17 protein-coding genes are annotated in these 19,971 nt (G+C 50.3%); 12 read left to right on the forward strand and 5 right to left on the reverse strand.

Going from position 1 to position 19,971, the window contains the following annotated elements:
- Window positions 1-65: 65 nt before the first annotated feature.
- The 10 genes from FXF61_RS09410 to FXF61_RS09455 all read left to right on the forward strand — a co-directional run bounded on the left by FXF61_RS09410 (window position 66) and on the right by FXF61_RS09455 (window position 10,941).
- Window positions 66-1,433 carry a polynucleotide adenylyltransferase PcnB gene (locus FXF61_RS09410; RefSeq protein WP_151185015.1) on the forward strand — a complete coding sequence of 456 codons (1,368 nt, stop codon included), beginning with the start codon at window positions 66-68 and terminating at the stop codon, window positions 1,431-1,433.
- Window positions 1,433-1,942 (forward strand): 2-amino-4-hydroxy-6-hydroxymethyldihydropteridine diphosphokinase, encoded by a 510-nt coding sequence (gene folK, locus FXF61_RS09415; RefSeq protein ID WP_151185016.1) that lies wholly within the window; start codon window positions 1,433-1,435, stop codon window positions 1,940-1,942. Before FXF61_RS09410 ends, folK begins: the two co-directional genes overlap by 1 nt.
- A gap of 100 nt (window positions 1,943-2,042) precedes the next feature.
- Window positions 2,043-2,843 carry a 3-methyl-2-oxobutanoate hydroxymethyltransferase gene (gene panB / locus FXF61_RS09420; protein WP_151185017.1) on the forward strand — a complete coding sequence of 267 codons (801 nt, stop codon included), beginning with the start codon at window positions 2,043-2,045 and terminating at the stop codon, window positions 2,841-2,843.
- Complete coding sequence (panC, locus tag FXF61_RS09425; RefSeq protein WP_151185018.1) at window positions 2,840-3,688, forward strand: pantoate--beta-alanine ligase; 849 nt, start codon at window positions 2,840-2,842, stop codon at window positions 3,686-3,688. Before panB ends, panC begins: the two co-directional genes overlap by 4 nt.
- Window positions 3,689-3,755: 67 nt before the next feature.
- Window positions 3,756-4,136: an aspartate 1-decarboxylase gene (panD, locus tag FXF61_RS09430; protein ID WP_151185019.1), complete on the forward strand. Its 381-nt coding sequence runs from the start codon at window positions 3,756-3,758 to the stop codon at window positions 4,134-4,136.
- 67 nt (window positions 4,137-4,203) lie between these two features.
- Window positions 4,204-5,868: a glucose-6-phosphate isomerase gene (pgi, locus tag FXF61_RS09435; RefSeq protein ID WP_151185020.1), complete on the forward strand. Its 1,665-nt coding sequence runs from the start codon at window positions 4,204-4,206 to the stop codon at window positions 5,866-5,868.
- A 102-nt stretch (window positions 5,869-5,970) separates the two neighbouring features.
- Window positions 5,971-7,149, forward strand: a complete 1,179-nt coding sequence (locus FXF61_RS09440; RefSeq protein ID WP_151185021.1) for an acetyl-CoA C-acetyltransferase — start codon at window positions 5,971-5,973, stop codon at window positions 7,147-7,149.
- 156 nt (window positions 7,150-7,305) lie between these two features.
- Window positions 7,306-10,209, forward strand: coding sequence for a DUF748 domain-containing protein (locus tag FXF61_RS09445; RefSeq protein ID WP_151185022.1), 2,904 nt, complete (start codon window positions 7,306-7,308; stop codon window positions 10,207-10,209).
- Window positions 10,206-10,505 carry a DUF2845 domain-containing protein gene (locus FXF61_RS09450; RefSeq protein ID WP_151185023.1) on the forward strand — a complete coding sequence of 100 codons (300 nt, stop codon included), beginning with the start codon at window positions 10,206-10,208 and terminating at the stop codon, window positions 10,503-10,505. The genes FXF61_RS09445 and FXF61_RS09450 overlap by 4 nt, the downstream gene beginning before the upstream one ends.
- Window positions 10,506-10,641: 136 nt before the next feature.
- On the forward strand, window positions 10,642-10,941 hold the full coding sequence (locus FXF61_RS09455) for a DUF2845 domain-containing protein (protein ID WP_151185024.1): 300 nt from the start codon (window positions 10,642-10,644) through the stop codon (window positions 10,939-10,941).
- Window positions 10,942-10,999: 58 nt separating this feature from the next.
- On the opposite strand, the gene FXF61_RS09460 is transcribed toward FXF61_RS09455, so the two are convergent.
- Window positions 11,000-11,581 carry a nucleoside triphosphate pyrophosphatase gene (locus FXF61_RS09460; protein WP_151185025.1) on the reverse strand — a complete coding sequence of 194 codons (582 nt, stop codon included), beginning with the start codon at window positions 11,579-11,581 and terminating at the stop codon, window positions 11,000-11,002.
- Between the two features lie 346 nt (window positions 11,582-11,927).
- Here FXF61_RS09460 and FXF61_RS09465 point away from each other — a divergent pair, with 346 nt between their 5' ends.
- Window positions 11,928-12,407 (forward strand): NYN domain-containing protein, encoded by a 480-nt coding sequence (locus FXF61_RS09465; RefSeq protein WP_151185026.1) that lies wholly within the window; start codon window positions 11,928-11,930, stop codon window positions 12,405-12,407.
- Window positions 12,408-12,622: 215 nt separating this feature from the next.
- Window positions 12,623-13,045, forward strand: coding sequence for a polyribonucleotide nucleotidyltransferase (locus FXF61_RS09470; protein ID WP_256663397.1), 423 nt, complete (start codon window positions 12,623-12,625; stop codon window positions 13,043-13,045).
- 85 nt (window positions 13,046-13,130) lie between these two features.
- On the opposite strand, the gene FXF61_RS09475 is transcribed toward FXF61_RS09470, so the two are convergent.
- Genes FXF61_RS09475 through FXF61_RS09490 form a run of 4 tightly spaced genes read right to left on the reverse strand, consistent with a single transcriptional unit; the run spans window position 13,131 to window position 19,610 of the window.
- The gene (locus FXF61_RS09475) at window positions 13,131-14,045 is read right to left on the reverse strand and encodes a hypothetical protein (protein WP_151185027.1); all 915 of its coding nucleotides are present in this window, start codon (window positions 14,043-14,045) and stop codon (window positions 13,131-13,133) included.
- A complete protein-coding gene (locus FXF61_RS09480; protein ID WP_151185028.1) occupies window positions 14,042-15,289 on the reverse strand; it encodes a hypothetical protein in 1,248 nt (415 codons plus the stop codon). The genes FXF61_RS09475 and FXF61_RS09480 overlap by 4 nt, the downstream gene beginning before the upstream one ends.
- Window positions 15,286-15,918, reverse strand: a complete 633-nt coding sequence (locus FXF61_RS09485) for a hypothetical protein (protein ID WP_218571793.1) — start codon at window positions 15,916-15,918, stop codon at window positions 15,286-15,288. Before FXF61_RS09485 ends, FXF61_RS09480 begins: the two co-directional genes overlap by 4 nt.
- Window positions 15,915-19,610 (reverse strand): ATP-binding protein, encoded by a 3,696-nt coding sequence (locus FXF61_RS09490; protein WP_151185029.1) that lies wholly within the window; start codon window positions 19,608-19,610, stop codon window positions 15,915-15,917. Before FXF61_RS09490 ends, FXF61_RS09485 begins: the two co-directional genes overlap by 4 nt.
- Between the last annotated feature and the right edge of the window lie 361 nt (window positions 19,611-19,971).

Raw genomic sequence — 19,971 nt, forward strand, 5'->3', positions numbered from 1 at the left:
CTAACTTTGTTGCGCGCAGCGTTTATGAATTTTCCTTTTGTCGCGAGTCGCAAACAGGCCTTGCTATGCTGAAAAAGCTTTTTAAACCCTTTCGCCGTCAGCGCAAAGGACCCGAGCAACCCACCGTACTGGAAGCTCACGAGCATCAGCTCAGCTGTGCAGACTTTAGCCGCAACTCAGCCAATGTCGCAGTACGCTTACAGCACGCTGGCTTCCAAGCTTATTTAGTGGGTGGCTGTGTGCGTGATGCATTACTAGGCATCACACCAAAAGATTTTGATGTCGCCACCAGCGCAACACCAGAACAAGTGCGCCAAGAGTTCCGTAACTCGCGCATTATTGGCCGACGCTTTAAATTAGCGCACGTGCACTTTGGCCGTGAACTGATCGAAGTCGCAACCTTTCGCAGTAATCACTCACAAGAAGATGAAAGCAACAACGACCGCTCAGCGCATGACGCCAGCGGCCGCATTCTTCGTGACAACGTCTACGGCAGCATGGAAGATGATGCCCAGCGCCGCGACTTCACCATGAACGCATTGTATTTTGATGTCAGCAGCGAAAGAGTTTACGACTACAGCACCGGTTTTGCTGATATCAAGCGCGGCTTAATTCGCCTAATCGGCGACCCAGAGCAACGCTATTTGGAAGATCCCGTGCGCATGCTGCGCGCCGTGCGTTTCGCTGCAAAACTGGACTTTGAAATTGAAGACAGCACTGCTGAGCCCATTCGCCGCCTAGCGCATTTACTGGCTGATATTCCAGCTGCACGCCTCTATGATGAAGTGCTCAAATTATTTCTCAGCGGCAACGCACTACGCACCTATGAGTTGCTGCGTGAGTATGATTTATTTGCACAGTTATTTCCTGGGACCGCTAAGGCGCTGCTCAGGCACCCTGAGAATGTGGATCGCTTACTGCGTAACGCCTTTAAAAACACAGACAAGCGCGTCAATATGGACCGCCCCGTCACCCCAGCATTTTTATTTGCCGCCCTGCTCTGGCCATCACTGACAGTGCGCGCTATCAGCTTACAAAATGACGGCATGCACCCTTTGCCGGCCATGCAAGAGGCTGCGCACCAAGTATTGCTGGAACAAGTACAGCGCATTGCCGTACCTAAACGCTTTAGCATTCCCACTCGCGAAATTTGGGATATGCAAGAACGCTTACCGCGTCGCGCTGGCAAACGTGCCGACACGTTATTAGCGCACCCACGTTTTCGTGCCGCTTATGACTTTTTATTGCTGCGTGAAAGTGCGGGCGAAGACACTCAAGAGCTGGGCAACTGGTGGACCCAGTACCAAGATGCCAGCGACAGTCAGCGCCGCGAGATGATCAGCAACCTATCGAGCAAAAGCACGACAGCACGCAAACGTCGTCGCAAACCTCGCACCAGCAAACCTAAACACACAGCGCCAGGCCACGAATAATGGAAGCAGTGTACATTGGTCTAGGCAGCAATTTAGCTGAGCCCGTACAACAACTGGATGCCGCGCTAGCGGCTTTAGCGCAACTGCCGAGCACACGCTTAATCGCCACGTCGGCCTACTACTCCAGTGCACCATTGGGGCCCAGTGATCAGCCGCGCTTTACCAATGCGGTTGCACACTTGGAAACGAACCTGACGCCACACGCACTGCTCGATCAATTGCAGGCCATTGAGCTGAGCCAAGGCCGGCAACGCAATTCTGAGCGCTGGGGGCCGCGCACACTGGACTTAGATATTTTGCTGTTCGGCAAGTGCATCATCAACGACGAACGCCTGCGTGTACCGCATTACCATATGCATGCACGGCCTTTTGTCTTAGTGCCCTTGGCAGAGCTGTGCCCTGCTGACTTTAGCCTTGCAGATGGCCGCTTACTGGCAGATTTATTACGCCAGTGTCCAGTCGATCCCACGCTGCAGCGCTTACACACACCTCAATTATGTACAACTTAGCAGGTCAATTCTCATAGAAATGATTGACTTAACCCCAAGCCATCAGGACTATAGCCACCTTGATAAGAGTACCCACAAGGTACTAAAGAGGACTCATTAAATGTCTGGCGTCACATTGACAACCCTATTCGATTTAAAACAACGCGGTGAGAAAATCACCATGCTGACTTGCTATGACGCAACTTTTGCGGCCACGGCCTGTGCGGCAGGCGTGGAAATTCTATTGATCGGTGACTCACTGGGCATGGTTTTACAGGGCCATGACAGCACGCTGCCGGTTTCAATTGATGATATGGCTTACCATACCGCTGCAGTAAAACGCGGCAACAAAGGTGCACTGATTCTCAGCGATCTCTCTTTTATGAGCAATGCCACCCTTGAGCAAACCTACCAAAGCTGCGCCAAGCTGATGCAAGCCGGCGCGCACATGGTCAAGATAGAAGGTGGTGTCTGGCTGGCAGAGACCGTCAGTTTATTAGCTCAGCGCGGCATCCCTACTTGCGTACACCTCGGTTTAACCCCGCAGTCCGTCAACGTGTTTGGCGGCTATAAAGTGCAGGGCCGTGGCGAACAACAAGCGCAAAAAATGCTCGATGATGCCATTGCCCTTGAACAAGCAGGTGCAGCTCTACTGCTGTTAGAGTGCGTGCCAAGTGAATTGGCCGCTCGCATCAGTCAAGCTGTGCGTATCCCTGTGATTGGCATTGGTGCAGGCCCCAATACAGATGGCCAAGTGCTGGTGCTACACGACATGCTTGGCTTGTCGATCAGCGGTCGCACACCTAAATTTGTGCGTAACTTTATGCAGGGACAAGATAGTATTGGCGAGGCCATCAGCCTGTATTGTCGCTCGGTCAAAGACCAGTCATTCCCTGCTGCTGAGCATGAGTTTCGCGCATGAACAGCGTACATACGCTAGAACACTTGCGCGCGGCCATCACAGAGGCACGCAGCGCAGGCAAACGTATTGCCTTAGTGCCGACCATGGGTAATTTACATGCTGGGCATATCGCACTGATCAAACAAGCCATGGTTCGCGCTGACTTTGTGGTGGCCAGTATTTTTGTCAACCCGTTGCAGTTTGGTCCAAACGAAGACCTTGATAGCTACCCGCGCACTTTAGCCGCCGATCAAGAAAAACTGCTCGAGGCCGGCTGCAATCTGCTATTTAACCCAGACGCCCAAGTGATGTACCCCAACGGCATGGCCCAACACACCACCGTCAGTGTTCCTGGCGTTTCTGCCGGTTTATGTGGCGGCAGCCGTCCTGGGCATTTTGATGGTGTAGCCACGGTCGTCTGCAAACTGCTCAATATGGTTCAGCCTGACAGTGCTCTGTTTGGTGAAAAAGATTACCAACAGCTCGCCATCATCCGTAAAATGGTGGCTGACTTAAATATACCGGTGCAGATTATTGGCGCGCCCATTGTGCGTGATACAGATGGCCTCGCATTATCGTCCAGAAATGGGTATCTTAATGCGCAACAACGTGCCACTGCCCCTGTGTTACAGCAATGTATGCAAGCGCTTAAAGCACATATAATAAAAGGTGAGCGTGATTATCCAGCCCTTTTTGCGCAGTTCACTGCGGATCTACAAAGCGCTGGCTTTCGCCTCGACTATGTAGAGCTACGTGACGCCAACAGCCTAGAAGCGGCTGACGCAGAGAGTGCTCAGCTGGTCTTATTAGCCGCAGCCTATCTCGGCACAACACGCCTAATCGACAATCTGATCTTTGATCTGTAATAACGACAGACGCTGAGCACTGCCGCTAATCCCGACAGCGCTGCGCCGAGTCAAAGAGGACAACACCATGCAAACCATTATGCTCAAAGCAAAACTGCACCGAGCAATTGCCACCCACGCCGTCGTTGATTACGAGGGCTCTTGTGCCATTGATGGCGACTGGTTGGATATGTCAGGGATTCGTGAATACGAGCAGATTGATATCTATAACGTCACCAATGGTGAGCGTTTTACCACCTACGCCATTCGTGGCGAAGCCGGCTCACAGATCATTTCTGTTAACGGTGCTGCTGCGCATAAAGCAGCAGTGGGTGATGTATTGATTATTTGCGCATACTGCCACTATGAAGAAAGCGAACTGGCCACTCACGCGCCGCGCTTACTCTATATGGGCAAAGATGGCTCGTTGAGCCACAGCAGCAACGCAATTCCTGTGCAGCTGGCTTAAGCTGCCTGCTTTAAGCATTGGGTGGAGTTAACTCCACCCATATTCTTACGCTAAATAGGCCGGTATCATGACCCACTACCTGCACCCTGTTGATGCTGCCCAACTCCCCGCGTGGCAAGAATTACTCAAGCAACGCGATGCCATGCAAGATTTCCGCATGCAGGATGCCTTCGCTGCAGACCCGCAGCGCTTCCAGCATTTCTCTTTAAATCACGATGGCTTACTGCTAGATTTCTCGAAAAACCTGCTGGATGACACGACCCTTGAGCTATTGATGCAATTGGCCGAACAAAGCCAGCTGCAAGGCGCAATCCAAGCCTTATTTAATGGCGAGCCGGTCAATGCTTCCGAGCAACGCCCAGCTTTGCACACAGCCCTGCGCCGCCCAATTGGTGACAGTCTTGTTGTAGACGGCGAGGATTTAATTCCGCTGATTCATGATGTGCTGAACAAGATGACCGAACTGGTCAATCGTATTCACAATGGCTTGTGGCGTGGTTACAGCGAAAAACCCATTACTGACATCGTTAATATTGGTATCGGCGGCTCATTTCTAGGCCCGCAACTGGTCTCAGAGGCTCTGCTGCCCTTTGCTCAACAAGGAGTGCGCTGCCACTTCCTCGCCAATATTGATGGCAGTGAGTTTCATGAGCTGAGCAACAGCCTAAACGCTCAAACCACATTGTTTATTGTCTCTAGCAAATCATTTAGCACCCTAGAAACCTTAAAAAATGCGCAAGCTGCGCGCAGCTGGTATCTCGCCCAAGGCGGTACAGAAAGCGGCTTGCATCGCCATTTCATCGCTGTATCGAGCAACATTGAAGCGGCTGTTACCTTTGGTATTGCGCCAGAAAATATCCTGCCAATTTGGGATTGGGTTGGCGGTCGTTACTCTCTGTGGTCAGCCATTGGTTTACCGATTGCTTTATCAATTGGCATGTCTAACTTTAAAGAATTGTTAGCCGGCGCGTGGAGCATGGATCAGCACTTTCAAGAGGCTCCATTTGCGCAAAACATGCCGGTTATCATGGCCATGCTCGGAATATGGTACAATGATTTTTGGCAAGCGCAGAGTCACGCAATTTTACCCTACGATCATTACCTGCGTAATTTCACACAGCACTTACAGCAATTGGACATGGAATCCAATGGTAAGCATGTGCGTCAAGATGGTACGGCGCTAACCTATTGCAGTGGCCCTGTGATCTGGGGTGGTGTGGGTTGTAATGGCCAACATGCCTATCATCAGTTATTGCATCAAGGTACCTTACTGGTTCCAGCAGATTTTATCGTACCGGTGGTCAGTCATAATCAAATTGCCGATCACCACCAATGGTTGTATGCCAACTGTTTATCGCAGAGCCAAGCGCTGATGCAAGGCAAAAGTCGCACGCAGGCTGCGCAAGAATTACGTGACAAAGGCCTACCCGAGAGTGAAGTGCAGCGCTTAGCGCCGCATAAAGAAATCCCTGGCAACCGCCCCAGCAATACTTTAGTGTTGGAACGTATTTGCCCACGCCGTCTCGGTGCTTTAATCGCCTTGTACGAACACAAAGTCTTTGTACAAAGCGTGGTTTGGGGTACCAACGCCTTTGATCAGTGGGGTGTTGAATTGGGCAAAGTTCTCGGAGAAGGCGTCTATCAGCGCCTCACTGGGCAAGCACCGATCAACAACACGGATGCCTCCACTCAAGGCTTGATCAACTTTTTTAGAAATCGTCATCGTGGCTAAATTATACCGCACGGATATAAAAGATTTTTCAGCCACTGTGATCTATACTAAAAATTAGCGCTTGATCCGTATTTTTCAATTCTTAATAAAAGGAAGTTTATTATGCATGAAGTCGTTATTGTTGCTGCTACACGCACTGCAGTTGGTAGCTTTCAAGGCAGTTTAGCCTCCATTCCTGCACCACAATTAGGCGCGACCGTTATACGCCGCTTACTGGAACAAACAGGCGTCGCACCTGAGCACGTTGATGAAGTGATTCTCGGACAGATATTAACTGCAGGCAGTGGACAAAACCCTGCTCGCCAGGCGTCAATGGCTGCTGGTCTACCGGTTGAAGTACCGTCTTTCACCCTCAATAAAGTCTGCGGTTCAGGCTTAAAAGCCCTGCATTTAGCCGCACAAGCCATTCGCTGCGGTGATGCCGAAGTCATCATTGCTGGCGGTCAAGAAAACATGAGTTTGGCCCCCTATGTCCTGCCGGGCGCACGCACCGGTTTGCGCATGGGTCACGCTAAAGTCGTCGACAGCATGATTGAAGACGGCCTGTGGGATGCATTTAATGATATCCATATGGGTATTACTGCAGAAAACCTCGTCGAAAAGTACAGCCTAACCCGCGAACAACAAGATGCCTTTGCGGCAAACTCACAAGCCAAAGCAGCAGCCGCTATTGCTGCAGGTCGTTTTGTTGATGAAATCACTCCGGTGAGCATTCCACAGCGCAAAGGTGATCCTGTTATTTTTGATACCGATGAGCAGCCACGCGCCAGCAGTACTGCTGAGGCATTGGCTAAACTGCGCCCTGCCTTTAAAAAAGATGGTTCAGTCACTGCAGGTAACGCTTCGACCCTTAACGATGGTGCAGCGGCCGTGATGCTAATGAGTGCCGAAAAAGCCAAAGCGCTTGGTGTGCCCGTATTAGCGCACATTGTTGCCTATGCCAACGCCGGTGTTGATCCAAGCATTATGGGTATCGGTCCAGTAGCCGCAACCCAAAAATGCTTAAGCAAAGCCGGTTGGACTGTCGCAGATCTTGATCTCATTGAAGCCAACGAAGCCTTTGCTGCGCAAGCTCTAAGCGTCAACAAAGAACTGGGCTGGGATACAGACAAGGTCAACGTTAATGGCGGCGCCATTGCAATTGGTCACCCGATTGGTGCGTCCGGTTGCCGTGTATTGGTAACGCTATTGCATGAAATGATGCGTCGCGACGCCAAAAAAGGCCTCGCAACGCTATGTATCGGTGGCGGTCAAGGTGTTGCCTTGGCAATTGAACGCTAATTCATGTGAGGTTATAGCGGTGTTGTCAGCCTGACAATGCCGCTACACCCTATCAAGCCACTTGCGCTGAAAATATTCTCATCCAGTAACAACCTCCTACTGCTTTACCCTTATTTTGCATACACTGTAGATATACCGATTTAAAGGTCTGCAATTATGTCCAAAGGTTTAAAGCGCCTCATCATTACCCTGATAAGCTGCCTTGCTGTTTATAGCTGGCTGGGTTTCTTATTGCTTCCCAGCATCGCTTTGCAAGTCATCAATCAGCAACTCGGCGTCTATGCCAATAGCCCTGCGCATCTGCAACGTTTAGAGTTTAATCCGTTTACGCTTGAGCTTTCAGCGTGGGGGTTTCGTATTGGCGATGTGCAAGATGAGCAACTGAGCTTGCAATATCTCTATGGCAACCTAGCCAGCGACAGTCTCTGGACGAAAACCCTGCACCTCAATGCTGTGCAACTGCAACAGCTCAAAGCGCAGGTTGTTCTCAACAAAAAAGGCGAGCTAAACCTTGCCCAACTTTTTACCCTGCCCGACCGTCCTGAGCAACCTGAAAAGCCTGAGAGCACGCCTTTAGCAATACGCATTGATCAAATACAACTGCAACAGGGTAGTGCGCGTTTTAACGACCAGCGCCAGCACGACCCCATCGATATCAGTTTTAACGATTTGAATATCACTTTAAATCATTTTGACACCCGACCAGCCAGCAGCAGCGAGCTGCAACTCACTGTACAAGCCAGCGATGGTACGCAACTGCACTGGCAAGGCGACCTCAGCATCAACCCGCTGACCTCGCAAGGCCATTTACAGTTGCAAGACGCGCAGCTTAAAAGCTGGTGGCCTTATGTGCGTGAACATTTCTCCGCACAGCTCGACGATGGCCGTTTAAGTTTCGACACCCGTTACGCACTGCAAATCAGCCCAAAGCTCCAATTTAAAGCCGAGCAGCTCAATGCTGAACTGGTGTCTATGGCACTCACACAAAACACACAACCTTTAGCGCGTCTGTCCAAATTGAGCATCAGCGACACGGCATTTGATCTAGCTGGACAAACATTACAGATTGGCAAAGCCAGCAGCAATAAACTCGAAGCCTGGGCTGAGGTTGATAAAAGCGGCACGCTGAATTGGCAAAAATTATTACCAAGCACCTCAACAACGCAGCCGGCAGCCAAAGGTGACAACGCGCCTGCCAGTCACGCAGGCAGCACTAAGAACAGCCCAGCATGGCGCATCACTGTTAACCAGGCTGACTTTAAGCAACAGCAGTTTCATCTAGCAGATAACAGCCGCAGTGAGCCTGTTGCGCTCAATCTTGCTGATTTCAATCTACATATTAAAGATTTTGACAGCCAAGGCAGCAGCCCGTTTAACGCTGAACTGAAGACAAACATCGGCGAACAAGGCACGCTCAACAGCACCGCCAGCGTTCTTTTACAGCCATTTAAAGTCGATATGACACTGAACAGCAGCGATCTCGACTTACGCCCAGCGCAAGCATGGATCAGCCCTTACGCGCATGCAGAACTGCGTAGCGGCCTACTCGGCAGTGCCCTTAAATTGCAAGTCAGCGATTTAGATAACTTACAGGTCGTGCTGCAAGGTGATGCCCAGCTCAGTCAGCTGCATGTCCGCGACAGCCTGCGTCAACGTGATCTTTTAAAATGGCAAACCGTTGCTATCAATGACATTCAATACAGCCTGCAGCAGCAAAAACTATCGATTGAGAATATTGCTCTGCAACAACCTTATGTGCGTTTTATTATCAATGAAAACCTCACCACCAATATCAGTGAGCTGTTAATCCCGCAGCCGCAACAACCGGCTGCCGAACAAGCCAGTAACAGCCCTAAATTTGCTCTGCACATTGGCGGTATCGATATCAAAGACGGCTCAGCAAATTTTGCTGACTTTAGCCTCACACCCAACTTTGCCACAGCCATTCAACAGCTAAACGGCCAAATTGGTACGCTAGACAATCAAACCAACAACGTTGCCAACGTGGATATTCAAGGCAATGTTGACCGCTATGCGCCAGTGACCATCAAAGGCAGCTTGATGCCCTTTGACCCGCTGAAACAGCTCGATATTGCCACAGCATTTAAGCATGTGGAGCTGACTACATTGACCCCCTATTCGGGTAAGTTTGCCGGCTATCGCATTCAAAAAGGGCGTTTAAATCTGGACCTGCACTATCAGATCACTGACGGCAAGCTCAACGCAAGCAACCAATTGTTACTTGAGCAGTTGCAGCTGGGTGAACGTGTCGACAGTCCCGATGCTGTAGATTTGCCGGTACGCTTGGCGATTGCCTTACTCAAAGACCGCAAAGGAGAAATTGCTATAAACCTGCCGGTGCAAGGTGACCTGAATAATCCCGAATTTAAAGTCGCGCCTATTGTCTGGCAAACCTTACGCAATTTGATCACCCGCGCCGTATCAGCACCGTTTAATTTTATCGCAGATTTAGCCGGTGGTAATGCGACAGAGCTCAACCAAGTGATTTTTTTACCCGGCGAATTTGCTATCACTGCTGGCGCAGCGCAGGGTTTAGATACGCTCGCTAAAGCGCTAAAGGATCGCCCGCAACTGCGCTTAGAAATCGAAGGCGGCAGTCATCTGACGCTGGACGGTCCGCCTCTGGCGCAGATGCGCTTAACTCGAGCCTACCAAAACGCTTGGTACAGTATTTTACAGCGTCGCGGCAGCAAGATTGAATCCAGCAAGGAAACTCTAGAGGTGCCGGACAACGAAAAACCAGCCTTGCTTGAGGGCATTTACCGCACACAGCTCAAGCAGCAGCCGCCAGAGCAATGGGCCGAGTTAAATCAGGAGCAGCGCGAGCAAAAGATGCGTGAAGCAGTGCTGCACAGCTATGCACAGAGTCCTTTAGGTTTGCGCCGCTTAGCGCAAGCGCGGGCCAATAGCATTAAAGAATATTTAATTGAACAGGGACAACTGGACGCCGAGCGCGTTTATTTGCTTGATGCCAGCGAGGGTAAAGCCAGCGCTAACAATGGCGTGATCAGCACGCTGCACCTAGGGAGTATGCAATGAAATATTTAAGCGGGTTTGTGTTATGTCTCACACTAAGCCTATTGAGCAGTGCTGCCATGGCCAGCACCTTTCGCTGCGGTACGCAGCTGGTCAGTTTGGGTGATCGCTCTTTTCAGGTGCTACGCAAGTGTGGCGAGCCAGTGGCCCGTGATACGGTGGGCTACACCGTCGGTGAATACAATCGCCAAGAGTTGCCCATTGAAGAGTGGGTGTACGGTCCGCGTAACGGAATGCTGTATTTTTTGCGCTTTATTGGCGGTCGCTTAGTGAGCATTGATAGCCAGCGCGGTCAATAATCTATGACCGCTGCACATACTGAGAAAGGCGAGCGTTTTTTGCGCAACAGCGCTATCCTGCCCTACTCTGCAAAAATGCGCAGCGCACCCCTATAGAACGGCTGTTTGTCAGCCACAATTGATGAGTAAAGAGCTTATGTTACGTTCTGTTGTTGGCATGTTGTTAATACTGAGTTTGAGTGCGCCATCCTATGCATCGTCGACCTTTCGCTGCAACAGCAACCTAGTCAGCCTCGGTGCCAGCATGCAAGAAGTACGCAGCAAATGTGGTGAGCCGGCGGCCAAAGAAAACCTCGGTTTTAAACACAAGACCAATCAATATGGTCACACCCATCAAGTGCATGTGGCTGAATGGCTATACGGCCCTAGAGGCGGTATGTATTATTTTCTACGTTTTGAAGGCGCCGAGCTGGCAAAAATATCCAGCACACGTTAAATCTGCGACCCAAACAGCCCTACTCCAAGCAGAGCTAAGGCTGTAAGCCGTTGCACAGTTAAGCTGGCTCAGGAAACACACCAAGGCTTTGCAAAGCAGTCACCACCTCAGCCAGTGGCAGGCCAACAACAGCACTGTAACTGCCGGAAATAGCACTGACAAATACGCCGCCTTTGCTTTGTATGCCGTAACCACCGGCCTTATCTTGCTGCTCTCCAGTGTGCCAGTACCAGTCAATTTCTTTACTGGTAATGGATCTAAAAAACACCGTGGTATTGACCCGCTGAACCCGTATTTGCTCTTTGGTCTTAATGGCAAACGCAGTCATCACCGTATGCGAACGTCCGGACAAGGCGCGCAGCATTTGACCGGCCTGACTTTGATCACTGGGTTTACCAAGAATATCTTCTTCTAAAACAACGATGGTGTCAGCAGCTAAAACAATAGCACCTTCATCATCTTGCACTGATTTAAAACCTGCTTCAGCTTTTTCTTTAGCAAGGCGCTCAACATAAGCAGTGGGCAATTCTTTACCGCGCAGACTTTCATCTACAGCGACATCAAGTGTGGAAAACTTGATATCCGTCTGCGCTAGTAATTCACGGCGTCTGGGCGATGTGGAAGCTAAGTACAGCGTCATACGTAGTTAAACCTGTGTATTCGAATCGATGAGTTTCAATCTGAATCGCACTACACTATCAATATAGATGCCGTAGTCGATTAAATAAGTGCTGTAAGGGTGTCGCTGATTGCAAATATACCTGAATCTATCGTTAATATGCTTTACTGTATTTTCTGTTAAAGCCAGCACCCATTTAAGGCGCCAGCGTTCATAAAGCGTCTATTATCGTTAAGCCAAATAGAGCAGACCTAACTCATACAAGCAAACCAATAATAGCAGAAAAAAGCTCTGGCTTTAGTCTGTGCGATGCGTATCCGCCACATGCCATTATTTGTCAGTATTTAAATTTTTTTAGGAGTAGTAAATGGAACGCGTTGTAATTTTAGTGGATGTGCAAAATATTTATTATACGGTGCGCCAGGGCTTTGCTGCGAGCTTTGATTACAACCAATTTTGGCGCGTAGCCAGCAACGGACGTGAGGTGGTTAAGGCGATTGCTTATGCGACTGAGCGCGGCGACCCTAAACAGCAGCAATTTCAAAATATTTTACGTGCCATCGGCTTTGAGGTGAAATTAAAACCCTATGTCGAACGCAGTGATGGCAGCCGTAAAGGCGATTGGGATGTTGGCATTACTGTAGATGCGATGGAGTTTGCCAGCCTAGCTGATACTGTGGTGCTGGCCTCTGGTGATGGCGACTTTGATGTTTTAGTTGAGCGAATGCAGGTCTTATATGGTGTAAAGGTCGAGGTATTTGGTGTCGCTGACTTTACTGCGTTCTCATTAATCCGTGCCGCCTCAAAATTCACTGCAATCGATGGCAAGTTGCTACTCAAACGCTAGCGCTAAACTATTGTATTATAGCTGCGCCGCAACGCCCCACGACTCGGCAAGCGTGTGCGGCCTGATCCAAGCTTTACTGAACACATCTCGATATTAAGCGTAGATCTGCCAGTAAGGGAACATTTTATAGTCAATTTGACTCTATATTTGGGTATTTCGCAGCACAGCTACTACTCTGCAGCTGCGCTAATGATTAGGACGTCGATGAGGTCAATATGCGTAAATCAATGCTGAAACCAGTTGTAGCCAGTACACTCAGTGCTTTACTTATTTTTGAATTATCCGGTTGTGGTACGGTGATTTATCCCGATCGCCGCGGCCAAGCGAGTGGGCGTATCGATCCTACCGTGGTGATCATGAACGGTATCGGCCTGCTGTTTTGGGTCATACCAGGTTTAGTGGCTTTTGCCGTTGACTTTGCCACGGGGGCAATTTACTTTCCCTCTGGGCGTTATGCCGTTGCGCCAGAAGCACTGCAGCGCGCAATTAAAGACAACGGTGAGATTGATACCGTGCAACTGCAGCAGATTATTGAGCAGCAAACCGGACACAGTATCCCGTTCGATCATCCTAATTTACAGCAACAACCCAGCTCACCTGAGTTAATCAGCCAACTCAATATTTTACCTCGAGCTTAAATCTTAATTAACCACAGGAGTCGGGGCTGTTACATTGATAGCGCCCTACTCTTGCCTAGCTGACATTCCCAATCACAGCAATAAGCTAAACAGTCACACGCTTAATCGCCAGCAGCTGCAGTGGCCCTTGAAAGGCTTGCTGCCTCAGGCCTTTTTGCTGCTGGGTATTGTGCAACAGCAGTGTTTGCAGCGGATCATCTACTGTGAGCTGCTGGGCAAACGCGGTGACGCTGGCTGCCAAATGAATTTGCTTAGCATCTTGCGAAACAGCATTTGCGCGCTGCAACAACTCAGCCTCGGTCGGTAGCAACAGATGCGTGTAGCCGCCATTGATGGCAAAATTCAGCCCAGCAGTATCGTAATCGCCAAAATAAATCACCGGCTTGGCTAACACCAAACAGGCCTCGCGCAAGGCTTTGCAGCCTTTGCTTTCTTCGCCATCGCCACGATAAATCACTAAGGCACTGAGCGCATCTTCAGGTAAAGAGTAGCGCTGTGGGTGCAAGGCAAAATACTGATAAAACACATCACGGTTTTCCACCACTAGCAGGTGGGTAAAATCGTCTAGCTGCAAGCTGGACCAAGCAATATCCATCACCCACTGGCTCGGCGCTGTCTTGACCCACTCAGGGAAATACGCCCCGCAATTGGCCTGCGCCACCAGCACGCGCTTTTCCGTGGGCGACTCACCGACAGATTTGTACTCGCCATCGCCCAGCTCACCCTGCTCAAGTCGACTGGTTTGGCTCAAGTCAGTATCTAGGCTGGCTAAATTAAGCTCACTTAAGGTTTGCTCAATGGTTTGCAGCATGCGTCGGTCAAACAGCACCTGAGTGTGACCAAAACAGCCTTGGGTATCCAACTCATGGCGATCACACCACAGCTGCAATTGCTGCATGCTGGCTTGTTGCGCCTTGCGTTGCACCTGTTGTTGATCCTGCAGCTGCTGATTAATGCGCTGCAAGACCTTACGCACGCTGGGTTCTAAATCAATACTCATGCCAATACGCCCTCACTAAGCAGTTGCAATTCAACATCTTCGATGATCCAAACGTCATTAAACGGCCCCTGTTTATCCTGATGGTAATGCAGATGAAAAGCCGTTTTCTCGGTACTGGACAGCCCTTGATACTCAGCAATCACTTGGTACACCCACATTTCAGGGTCCCAACCCAGTTGCGCCTGCTCAAGGTAGGCTAAAGCGCTTTGGCTGTGCTGCTGATCGAGCACGCTTAAATAAAATGACAGCACATCCTCATGCAGGGCGCGGCGCTGCGCCATCACCACTTCTTCATCAAACTGCACCAACGTGTCTGCGCTGCTTGGTGCTTGCGCTTCAGGCTCAGGACGCGCCGGCAATTGCGCCAGCAGCAGCTGCATATCTTGCTGATCACGCTGGCGATCTAAAGCAATCGCAACACTGGGTTGCAGCGCTGCGGCTTGGTTGATCAGGTCCGCGACATGGCTGCGCTGGGCATAATCAGAGGGTTGAAAATTGGGTTTTTGCTGAAAAAACTGCAACATGCCGCGCACCAACAGATTGCGCGCCTGTTGCTGACGAAAGCGTGTCATCAGCTCATTTAAACGGCTTTGCACTTCACGCAAACTGCTGAAATGACCACTAACTTGGCCTTGCAATTGGCGCACTAAAATATGGCGCAAACCACCATTACTGCCGGCTAAAGCGATCAACTCTTTAAAGTTGATCAGCTCCAGACCATCCAGCCAGCGCAGCACTTGAGTGTGGGCTTTTTCGTTTTCTTCAATTTTTTCTTGCACGGTGCTGACAAAGGCAAAATCAGTATTGAGACGATTCCATAAACTGTCGATACCACCGCCAATGCGGCTGTTTAAATCATCCACTTCTTGACTGAGCTGATCCTGCAACAAAGCGCTGATTTGATAGTCAGCCTGCTGCTCTGCGCCATTGATTTTATTGACTAAACGGCGAATATTGGTCAAGAAGTCACCGATATCCACATTGACTTTACGCCGCTGCTCATCGGCAATCAGCTGCACAATCACATCACGTACCGGGTCGCTCAGTTTAAGCCCTGAGTGCTCATCGGGACGGCGTAAAATATTGGCATCAATCAGCTGATTGACCGTGCGGCCACCGAGCTGGGCCTCATCCACAGGTACGCCATAGTAACTGTGCATCAGCAACTCACTGTGCCTGCCCAGCAGCTTTAAGCGCTCAATCCCCTGCCTCACCGTTTCGCTGTGGTAATCAAGGCTGCTCATGCCAGCAGGTCCTCTTGACTGGGCGCGCGCTCCTCATCGATCTGAATATTTTCTTCTTCACGAATAAAACGGGTTAAATCAATCAAGTAATCAATTTTTCCGGTCACCAAATAATGGTGACGATCTTTATGCGGCTGGTGCAGATAGCCATGATTGCGCAGGCGATCAAAAACTTGCTTAAGTTGGCCCACTACATCTTCACTTTGAGATTGGAAAAAACGTGTTTGCACTAACGCATGCAACTGCTCACGCAAACTGGGATTGTTTTCAATGCGCGCGGCAAGATCATGGCGATTGAGAATATCATTGGCAGTCAGCACATTTTCATGGCCAAGGGTTTCTTGCGCCAACTGCAGGAGTTTCAACATCGGGATCAAACTGTCGAGGGTGTCTTTAAACTGCTGTGATAACTGATCGCGCAAGGGCTGGGTCAGCTCACGCCAGGCTAAAAACCACACAGTGCCTTCTGGGTTACTGGCCAAGCGCCGATTCAGTGGACGCAAATACTGATCAAAAGCCTCGCGGGTTTGCTCGTTTTGCAAGTGGCGAAAGGCTTCGCTATCGCTCACTTCACAAATAAAGGCGCCAGCCAACAACTGCTCAAGTAAATAACCATGCTGCATCATCATACTGTGGCCTCCTCGCGGCGTTGTTGTAAGCGTTGCGCTAAGCGGCTGAGTTTCGGCTCGATGCGTTTCAGTTGGCTGCGCGCGCCGGGGTGGTTATCTTTTTCAATCAAGTAACGGTGTCTAAACAGGGTCAGCACATCGGATTCAGGGTTGGGGAAAGCGCCCACAATAAAGATGTTGTTGTTTTCACAGGCCTTAAACAGTTTTTCTACGTTGTGATAGGCCAAGGTGCCAATTTCATCAATCGGCCAATGGATGGTGACCTTAGATTGGCCACGCAGCAAACGAGTAAAGGCCAGCAAGTATTTGCACAAAATTAAATACGCCATGCCATGACTGGAGGATTCCAACAACTGCCGATCATTACGAATAATCAAGTCAGCACCGCCTTCATTCAGGTGCAGCTCAAGACGCAGCAAGCTTTCAAAAGTGAACTGCTGATCACTACGTAGCAATTCCGCCACATCGCTGAGCGCATCCAAATAGGCATCATTGGGTAAGCCGTCGGTTTCGTGCTGCCACTGATCATAGAGTTTGGCAAAGCGTTTCAACGGCTGCCAAAAACTCAACTCATCAATGGTCGACTGAATCCGCACTTCAGATTTGCTGATGCCAGGCAGGACAAACTCTTCCGTCACTTCATTACTTAAACGTCGACTTTGCGCACTGATTAGACGGTTAAGATCGCTGAAGACGACAAAGAACTTTTGCAAATCAGCGCCATAGTTGCGCCCTTGCGCCAGCAAGTTGAGCTGCAAATCCTGCAGAATGTGCAGCATTTCTTGATACGCCGCGAGACTGGCTTGCGGTGTGGGGGTTAAGCCCAGCTGACGCTGCTGAGTGCTCCACATATCAGTGAAGTCCAACGCAGCATCTTTAAGCAACTCACGCTCAAACACCTGCATACTGGTTTTTAGGCGCAGATCCAGCTGCTGTTTATCCTGCAGGGCACGCCGCGCTCGCTCAATACGCTCAGCACAATCACCAGTGCTGTGCTCGGCCGCGGGCTGCTCACTGGGCGGCGGAAATTGTTCCAGCTGCTTCAATAACGGCAACACCTGCTCATGCAACTTGCGCAGCGCATCCAGTGTTTCTTTACTGGCTTTAATCGCCAATAAGGCGCTTTTATGCTGATCTAAAAACATCTGCTTGTGCACTGCCAACTGCTCAGAGAGGTCAATTTTTCCCTGTTTAAGCTGATGCTCTTGCGCTAAGAGTTCAGGCTTGCGCTGCTGCCAATCGACACGCATAAAGGTGCGGTAGGCGTCCAGTTCATCTGTGCGCTCTTCGGTCTGCTTGACCTGCTCACGGATGGTTTTTAAGCGCTGCTCAATGTCTTTTAACGTCTGTGGGTCAATGCCCTGCTCGCGCAGTTCGCGCTCCAAAATGCTCTGCAGTTCCTGCACCTGCTGTTCAGTCTCGCGGCGTTTGGCATTGAGGTTATTTTCATGCTGCTTAATCTGCTCAGCTATCACCTGCTCGGCCTGTTGCCAACCCGCCCGATATTCCAAAAGCATTTCTTGAAAGGCACTGTCACGCTCATGCAGAGCGTTTTTCTGCTTACTTTTTAACGCATCCAACTGCTGGCTGAGCTGCTGTTGCTGCTCATACAACGCTTGCTTACGCTGTTGCTGGGCTTCTTGGTACTTTTCCACTAAACGTTGTCGCGCTTCACGGGCAAACTTTAAATCGTTGCTGTAGCTGTCGCGCTTTTGTCGTGCTTTCTGCCAAAGTTCGTGCTGCTGTTGCGCAGCGGCATTAAGATTTTTCTGCTCAGCCTCAAGCACCTCTAACTGCTGCTCAATGGCATGCACTTGGCTTAAGGCTTGAGCAATAGCGGCCTCTAAGGCCTGCTCATCGTACGCGTAGGCTGGCAACTCAATGGCGCTCAAATCCAAGCGCATATTGAACAGTTGTTGCTCAGTCGTTTCGCTGAGCACGCTATCGTTGACTGACGGCATATTCAGGCTGGGGGCTAAATCAGTACGTTCCAGCAAGTCTTCACGAATCACTTTACCGACGCTGTGCTGCCAGCCGGGTAGCTGCTCATGCAAAAAGTGGCGCAAGCTACCAGCGCTAGGGGTTTGCTGCAATTTCAGCTGGGCAAAGTGCTGCTCAGCGTTACGCAGTGTCTTGTGCTGCGCTTGAATGCTGCGCAAGTGCTGGTCTTGCTGGTTTTTACTCTGCTGATAGGCTTCATGCAGGCGCTCAACATCCTCGCCTTGCTGGGTTAGCTGTTGCTGAATAGCATCAATGCGTGCTTGTTCAACGTCTAAATCCTGCTGCTCTTGCGCGCTGATCAACGGTGCATTAAGGCGAGCTTTAACATCGGCTTGCTGCTCGATAATCTGCGTGTTTTCCTCTTGAAACTTATCTTGCTGAACTTGGCGCTGCTGCTGATGCTCTTGCTCGAGCTGGTGTTGTTGCTGCCTGTGCTGCGCCTGCAAATCTTGTTCTGTGGCACGCAGCTTATGCTGCTGCTGAGCATTTTTTGCAGAAAACTGATGGAATTGCTCAAGAAGATCGAGCTTGCGCGATTCAAAACGCTGCCGTGAACCGCCTTCAGCTTCGCGCAGCAGTTGTAAATGCGTGGCCAGTTCATCACGTTTAGCCCGTTGCTCGGGCAGCTGGTTAACATCGAGTTCGAGGCCTTGCATGTCGGCATCGGTGAACTGTTGATGGCGTTGCTCAATATCGTCCAGATCAGTTTCAACCTGGCCAAGTTTACTGCTGACTTCGCTGTGCTTGTCGTTGAGGATTTGCCGTTGGGTTTCATAGCGCTCTTCTTGCAGATTCAACTCGCGCTGGGCCTGTTTGATCTGCGCATCTTGATCGGCGCTCTGACGCTCAAGCTGGCTGGCGTCATTTAACAGCAAGGGTTGCAACTGCCAAAGGCTGCGTTCGGTGGCGCTGAGGGTGTCAACTTGTGTACTGATACCGACGATGTCTTTTTTCAAGCTGCTTAAACGTCGCGATTGGCGCACACGCTGCACCCAATCACGGACCTGTGCGCCTTTGATCCGAGTCGTGGGTAACGCCACGCCTTCGTCTTCAAAAATAGCAGCGAGCATGGTTTTTAAGGTGTCCATTTTGCCTTCTTTGGCGTGCACAGCAGACACCAGTTTTTCGATATGGCGCAAGCGGTGCGGATGCTCAGTCAGGCTGTAGCGCAATGCGGTTTGTCGTAAACGAGTGGATTCTGCACGCGGTAAGCTGCCAGTCAGCAGGCTAAAGTCATTTTGGATAATGCTGCGGTATTCGCTGATGGTATCGATGCGGTGTGAGCTGTCGATGCCGCGCTGGCGCAATCCGGCGCTAAACTCTTGGTAACTGTGGGCTTTGTGGCTGTTATTTAGATACAGCTCTGGGCTGTAGGCGGCATTAATAAAGCGGTAACTGACGCCGTCGTCTTTTTTGCGGGTGATAGCAACATGGCAAACGGTGCCAGCTTCGCGGCGGTATTCGTAAATTAAATAGGAGTTGCTGTGCGGTAAGTAATATTGGTCAAACTTTTTGCGGGTTTTGGGGACGACGGTGTTGGGTCGTTCACCATAAAATACGGGGATCAGGCGTTGTAATGTGGTTTTGCCTGAGGCGTTGGTACCGCAGATATTGGTGTGGCCGTCGAGGTCGAGTTCAATGATGCCGTCGAGGTGGCCGTGGATCATGATAATGCGTAGCAAGTGCGGCATGGGGTTGGTATTAACTCCAATTTAAGTCAGCGCGGCGGGGTGCTGTGTCCAAGTGTTTATTGCTGCTAAGAGTACAATAATTTTTGCTGTTTTTGGCGGGTATTGTGGGGATTATCTGGGCGGGCTTTTTCACTGGAGTTTGTTAAATCAAAAGCATCGAGCCTTATCTATGTATGCCGGAATCTAATTCAAACCCAAAATTTTTCAGAAACAAACGAGCCTTATATCAATCTTAATAACAACATCGCTGATCAACGAGTGCTTCGGGGTTGGTGTGACAAGCGAGCCAGGGATGGTGAGCGCCGGAGTTGAACCCAGGATGGGTTCATCGACGGAAAAACACTTACCCCGGAGCACGGTA

The sequence above is a fragment of the Pseudomonas sp. C27(2019) genome, from assembly GCF_008807395.1.
In the GTDB taxonomy this organism is placed as follows: Bacteria; Pseudomonadota; Gammaproteobacteria; order Pseudomonadales; family Pseudomonadaceae; genus Denitrificimonas.